Source organism: Streptomyces sp. NPDC015532 (assembly GCF_043078065.1).
Classification (GTDB): Bacteria; Actinomycetota; Actinomycetes; order Streptomycetales; family Streptomycetaceae; genus Streptomyces.
In genome coordinates, this window is the sequence record NZ_JBIBSY010000016.1 from 106783 (window position 1) to 113395 (window position 6613).

At 70.5% G+C, this 6613-nt stretch carries 4 protein-coding genes; 1 reads left to right on the plus strand and 3 read right to left on the minus strand.

The window, feature by feature from the left end; genetic code table 11:
- Positions 1-91: 91 nt before the first annotated feature.
- From ACF07B_RS35125 to ACF07B_RS35135, 3 genes are read right to left on the minus strand one after another with little or no spacing between them, the layout of a single operon-like run.
- Entirely contained in the window at positions 92-2425 is a 2334-nt protein-coding gene (locus ACF07B_RS35125) for an ABC transporter permease (protein WP_392181897.1), read from the minus strand.
- Complete coding sequence (locus ACF07B_RS35130) at positions 2422-3117, minus strand: ABC transporter ATP-binding protein (RefSeq protein WP_369484985.1); 696 nt, start codon at positions 3115-3117, stop codon at positions 2422-2424. Before ACF07B_RS35130 ends, ACF07B_RS35125 begins: the two co-directional genes overlap by 4 nt.
- Positions 3114-3641, minus strand: a complete 528-nt coding sequence (locus ACF07B_RS35135; protein WP_369484983.1) for a PadR family transcriptional regulator — start codon at positions 3639-3641, stop codon at positions 3114-3116. Before ACF07B_RS35135 ends, ACF07B_RS35130 begins: the two co-directional genes overlap by 4 nt.
- A 471-nt stretch (positions 3642-4112) precedes the next feature.
- Between ACF07B_RS35135 and ACF07B_RS35140 the strand changes: the two genes are divergently transcribed.
- Positions 4113-6434, plus strand: a complete 2322-nt coding sequence (locus ACF07B_RS35140) for a transglycosylase domain-containing protein (protein ID WP_392181898.1) — start codon at positions 4113-4115, stop codon at positions 6432-6434.
- Positions 6435-6613: the final 179 nt, after the last annotated feature.

Sequence of the window (6613 nt, forward strand, 5' to 3'; positions counted from 1 at the left end):
CGGTGGCCCTCCCCGGACGGGGAGGGCCACCGGCGGCGGCACGGGGGGCACCGGCCGGCGCCCCCCGCCGCGCCCGCGTCCGTCCGGCGCCCTATTCCGTGCGCAGCCCGTCCGGCCGCATCAGCCGGAGCAGCGGTGGCAGGCTGAGCAGGGTCACCAGGAGCACGACACCCGCGCCGATGCCGGTCATCGACAGCACGCTCGCCCAGTCCACGCTCACCGGGGTACCCGTCATCTTGAGCAGGACCGTGCCGAGGGTGAGCCCCACGACCGACGCGAGGCCGAGCCCCAGCGCGATCGGGATCGCGGTCTGCCACAGCACCGACATGCTCAGGGTGCGGCGCCGGGTGCCGAAGGCGACCAGCGCCGACAGCAGCTTCTTGCGCTCCCGGAGCTGCTCCAGCTGGGAGACCAGCAGGCTCGCCCCGATCAGCATGAGGACGCAGGCCGCACCGACGAACAGCCCGGTACGGACGGACGTGAACTTCCCGGTCTCGGTCGTCGCGGTCCAGGTGTTGGCCTCGGTGTGCGGGTCGATCCGCGCCGCGCTGTTGCGGACGAGTTCACGGACGTCCGGCACCGACTCGTCGAGCTGGAGATAGACCGTCCCGTGCACGGTGGACGCGGCCCGCTCGGGCAGCGCGCCGGGCGTGAACAGGAAGCCGCCGCGCTCGTCGCCCGAGGGGTCCTTGCGCGAGTCCGCCCGCTTGATGTCCTTCGGCACCGTCCAGGGCACCTCCTTGCCCTGGGAGAAGGAGCCGTCGGACGGGTCGAGGTAGAGCTTGGTACCGGCCTTGTCGAGCGCCGCGGTGTTCTCGTCCCACTCGGTGTTCTCCACCGCGAAGACGTCGCCGTCCTCGCAGGAGGGCAGCCGGGCCGACTCCCGCAGGGCCGCGCAGTCGCCGACCGTCACGCTCGACTGGCGCTCGGGTTCGTCGCGTCCGTCGCCCAGGTAGCCCCGTCCGAGGGCGGTCGTCCGCGTGACCCCCCTGGTCCCCGACAGCTCGCGGACCGCCTTGTCCATCGGCACCGCGTCCGGCACGTTCACGGACATCTGGGCCCGCGTGAGGTCGTTCTTGCTGACCTTCGTGTAGTCGCCGTCGACCCCGGTGAACAGCATCTGCAGGGCTATCGCGCCGGCCACCGCCACCGCGATGCCGTTGACCAGGCGGGCCGCCGAGCCGCTGCTCAACTGGAGTCGGCGAACGGCCAGTTGCCAGGCGACGCCACCGGAGTTCAGCCGGGCCACCACCGCCTCGACCACCCAGGGCAGCAGCGCGGTGATGCCGACCAGCAGCAGCAGGACACCGCCGATGACGAGGTACTCGTTGAAGTTCCCGTTGGACCGCCCCTGCCCGATCATCGGGTACAGCATCGCGAGGCCGCCCAGCGGCAGCAGCAGCCGCCACCACAGCCGGCGCCGCGAGGGCCGTGCCGTACGGACCACGCCGAGCGGTTCGATCACGACGCCGCGCAGCGCGAAGAGCGTCACCGCGACCGCGGCGGCCGGGACCGAGAGGGCCACCAGCGCCACCAGGGCGGGCGCCGGATTGAGGTCGCCCGGGAAGACACTGAACCTGAAGAGCATGATCAGGCCCGCGAGCTGGCGCCCGATCAGGAAGAACCCGGCGCCGAGGAGCAGTCCGACCAGCGCCCCGGCCAGTGCCTCGCCGGCCGCGATGCGCCGGGTCATCCGCCCGTCCGCGCCGACCAGCCGCAGCGCCGCCAGCCGTCGGTCGCGCCGCTCACCGCCGAACCGTACGGCCGCGGCGATGAACACGCCGACCGGCATCAGCAGCACCACGAAGACGATCAGTACGAGCAGCAGCAGGACGGGGTCCATCGCCTCGGACCGCTCCTCGAAGCCGAAGGCGTCGATGCGCTCGACCCGGCCGGTGCTCGTCGGGCTGGCCGTCAGGCCGTCGGCGCCCGTGTAGTAGGCGAGTTCGTGCGGATCGACGAGCCCGCTGTCGGCGATCGTGCCGCTGACCCGGTGGTCGAGCCGCTCACGCAGGAGCCTGCCCTCGGACGACTTCAGCAGCCGGTCCAGAGCGGGGGAGACGACCATGTCGCCCACCGCCGGGAACGCGGACACGCCCGGCGGCAACGGCGCCCGGGCCCCCTCGGGTTCGAGCAGCCGGCCGCGCACGTCCTCGTCGCGGAAGGTGGTGTCCACGTTCGCTACGAGCAGCGTACGGTCGGACTTCTTCTTGACCGTCGAGCTGTACGTGATGTCGGTGCGGGCGCTCTCCCGGTGGTGCCGGGCGTCCAGCGCGCTCGGGATCGCCGTCGTGAGCAGCAGCAGTGCCACGCCGAGGCCGACCCCGACCGCCGTCAGCAGGACCCGTACCCAGGCCTCACGGCCTCCGGTCACCGCGAACCTGGCCCCCATGGCGAGGTCGCGGGGCCACTGGCGGGCACTCATACGATCCGCTCCATGTCCCTGGACCTGCCGTCGCGTACGACGACCTCGCGGTCCGAGTACGCGGCCACGCGCGCCTCGTGCGTGACGAGCACGACGGCGGCGTTCGTCGAGCGGGCCGCGTCGGTCAGCAGTTCCATCACGCGCTCACCGTTGAGGGAGTCGAGCGCGCCGGTCGGCTCGTCGGCGAACAGCACCCGAGGACTGGTGACCAGCGAACGGGCGACGGCCACCCGCTGTCCCTGGCCGCCGGAGACCTCACCGGGCCGCTTGCCCCTGAGGTCGTCGACCTCCAGCCGCTCCATCCAGGACAGCGCGGTGCGCTCGGCCTCCTTGCGGCCCGTGCCGTTCAGCCGCAGCGGCAGCGCGACGTTCTCGACACAGCTCAGCTCCGGTACGAGCTGGCCGAACTGGAAGACGAACCCGAACGCGGAGCGGCGCAGCGCGCTGCGCGCCGCGTCGTTCATCGTCGCCATCTCCTGGCCGTCGTACGTGATCGATCCGGAGTCGGGTGTGACGATGCCGGCGAGGCAGTGGAGCAGGGTGGACTTGCCGGAGCCGGAGGGGCCCATCACGGCCACGACCTCGCCGGGGTGGATGGAGAAGTCGGCCCCGTCCAGCGCGGTGGTCGGGCCGTACGTCTTGCGCAGCTCCGAGGCGGTGAGCAGGGAGCCCGGCGGAGGAGTGGGGGTCATCGGGCCGTCACCGCCTCGGCGAGCCGGTCGAGGCGCGCGGCCGTGAGTTCCAGCCACCGCAGATCGGCCTCCAGATGGAAGAGGGCGTGGTCGCAGATCAGCTGATCGGCCAGGTCGCCCTTGCGCTTGCGTTCGGTCAGCATGCGCATCATCCGCAGATGCTCCGAACGCTGGGTGTCGAGGAGCTCGCTCGCGTCCCGGTGGGTGAGCAGGGCGAGGACGACCTTCGTGTACAGGGTCGACTGGAGGTACGGCTCGGGTGTCTCCGGTGTCGCGAGCCAGCGCCGCACGTCGGTGACGCCGGCTTCGGTGATCGCGTACCGCTTGCGCTCGGGCCCGTCGCCCGCCTCGATCCCGTCGATCTCGACGAGCCCGTTCCTCAGCAGCCGCGACATCGTCGAGTAGACCTGGCCGTAGTGCAGCGGCCGGTCGTGACCGAATTTCTCGTCGAAGGCCCGCTTCAGGTCGTAACCGTGGCGCGGCCCGGACTCCAGGAGCCCTAGAAGGGTGTGACCGATGGACATGCCAGGCACTCTACACACGGCGTATACACCACGTGTATACGCGGAGTGCAGAGGTGGCGGGAGTGGCGGTCCGGGCGTGGAGAACCGGCTGGTCACGGCCGATTGTCACGGTTCTGGAACCGTCCGGCCGCTCCTCGCCGACCCGGGGCGCCCGGCCTCCCGGCCCCGGAGCCGGCGCCCTCCCGGCCCCGGGCGCCCGCCCGCACGGACCCGGGAGTGCGCGGCACGGCAAGGACCCGGTCCGCGCGCCCGCCGTGCGCTGTTCGTCGTCTCACTTTGTCCCGTCCCGGCAACCTTCCGGCCCCTCCGCACGTCGGATTCAGTGAGGCGGTGCCAAGGGCGTGCTGATTGTCACGTCCGGAAAAGACCGGATCGGCGCCCCTTTGTCATAGCGCGCGGTGTTAGCTTTCTGAGCTGACCTGACCGGCGAACTTGTGTGCCACACGAGAATGAAGCGGAGCGGATCGACCCATGGGACGAGCTGAAGAGAGACGAGCGCGGCAGGTGCAGGGCCGCCGCGCGGCGCCCCAGCGCTCGTCCGGGAACGAACCGGCAGGCTCCGGGACCGGGGCGAAGCCGGGCGGCAAGCCCCGCCGCACCGGCATACGCCGGTTCGTGAACTGGAAGACGGTCCTCGGGACGTTCTTCGGCTTCTGCCTGCTCGGCATGGGCGCCTTCATCGTGCTCTACATGGTCGTGTCGGTGCCCGAGGGCAACGCCGCGGCCAAGCGCCAGAGCAACATCTACAAGTACAGCGACGGCTCGATGCTCGGGCGCAGCGGTAAGGTCAACCGGGAGATAGTCGACCTGTCCAAGGTGCCCAAGAGCGTCCAGAAGACGTTCGTCGCCGCCGAGAACAAGAGCTTCTACAGCGACTCGGGCATCGACCTCAAGGGCACCGCCCGAGGTCTGATCAACACCCTCTCAGGCAAGGGCAAGCAGGGTGGTTCGACGATCACCCAGCAGTACGTCAAGAACTACTACCTCAGCCAGGACCAGACCGTCACGCGCAAGCTGAAGGAAATGGTCATCTCGCTGAAGGTGGACCGCAAGAAGTCCAAGGACGACATCCTCGCGGGCTACATCAACACCAGCTACTACGGCCGCAACGCGTACGGCATCCAGGCGGCGGCGCAGGCCTACTACCAGGTCGACGCCGAGAAGCTCTCGGTCGCGCAGGGCGCCTACCTCGCCTCGCTGCTCCAGGCCCCGAGCCAGTACGACTGGGCGGTCGCCTCGAAGACCGGCAAGAAGCTCGTCGAGGCCCGCTGGAACTACACCCTCGACAACATGGTCGAGCAGCACTGGCTCGACTCGGGCGAGCGCGCGACCATGAAGTTCCCGGTCCCCAAGGACCCCAAGGGCGCGCCGGGCATGGAGGGCCAGACCGGCTATCTGGTCGAGGCCGCCGACAACGAGCTGGCCAAGCAGCTGGTCGCCCAGGGCAGTGCCGAGGACCTGGACGACGCCAAGGCCATGCTCATCGCGGGCGGCTGGACCATCACGCTCAACGTGGACAAGTCGAAGCAGGAGCTGCTGGAGAAGACCGTCAAGCAGCAGCTCACCAGCAAGCTGGACCCGAAGAAGCGCAAGGTCGACGCCAACGTCCAGGCCGGTGCCGTGTCGGTCGACCCCAAGACCGGCAAGGTCCTCGCGATGTACGGCGGCAAGGACTACTTCAAGCACTACTTCAACAACGCGACGCGCCGTGACTACCAGGCCGCGTCGACGTTCAAGCCGATGATCCTCGCGGCCGCCCTGGAGGAGAAGGCCAAGACGCGCTCCGGTAGGCCGATCACCGCGAACACGATCTACGACGGCACCAACCGCCGTCCCGTGGTGGGCAGCGACATCGGTTTCGCACCGCCGAACGAGGACGAGACCAGCTACGGTCCCGTCACCGTGCAGACCGCGATGAACAAGTCCATCAACTCCGTCTTCGCGCAGATGGGGGTCGACGTCGGCATGGACGAGGTGCTGAAGGTCGCGGGCACGCTCGGCATGAACACCAAGGGCCTGCAGGCGGTGCCCGCCCAGACCCTCGGCTCCATGGGCGCGAGCCCGCTGGAGATGGCCGGCGCGTACGCGACGCTCGACAACCACGGCAAGAAGGTCACCCCGGCGCTCGTCGCCACGGCCGAGCACAAGGACACCTCGGTCAAGATGCCGGACCCGATCGGCGAGCGGGTCATCAGCGAGGAGGCCGCCGACACGGTCACCTCGGTGCTGACCGGTGTGGTCGACGACGGTACGGCCCGGGTCTCGGTGCGGAACAACCCGTCCCGTGACGGCCAGCAGGTCGCCGGCAAGACCGGTACCTCCGACAACAACAGGTCGGCCTGGTTCACCGGCTACACGCCGAACCTCGTCACCTCGGTCCTGCTGTTCGGCGAGGACGCGAAGCCCCCGCACAAGCAGGTCTCCATGAAGGGTGCCACGGGCCTCGTCCTGGAGGGCGGCCGTGTCAACGGCGGTGGCTACCCGGCGAAGATCTGGGCGGCCTACACGTTCGAGGCGATGGCGGGGAAGGTCACCGAGTTCGACCTGAACACCACGTCGGGCGCGGCGGTGGCACCGACCGATCTCCCCACCGCCAGCCAGACGCCGTCCAGCACGCCGTCGTCGACCCCGACCACCGAGGAACCGTCGACGGAGCCGCCCACCACGAGCGCTCCGCCGACCCCCACGACCGAGCCGACCACGACCCAGCCGACGACGACGAGCCCGTCCACACCGACGAATTCGCCCACCGACGGCATCCCGGACAACCCGTTCGACCAGACCAGCCAGTAGCGGCCCACGGCGGACGCGTGGCGGAGGGGGCAACCGGAACTCCGGGTGCCCCCTCCGCCGAGAAGAGGAGAGGTGGGGGGGGGGGGGGCCCGCCCCCCCCCCCCCCCCCCCCGCGGGGGGGGGGGGCGCCCCCCGGCCCCGGCGGGGGGGGCGGCGGGCGGGGGAGCGCGGCCCACCCC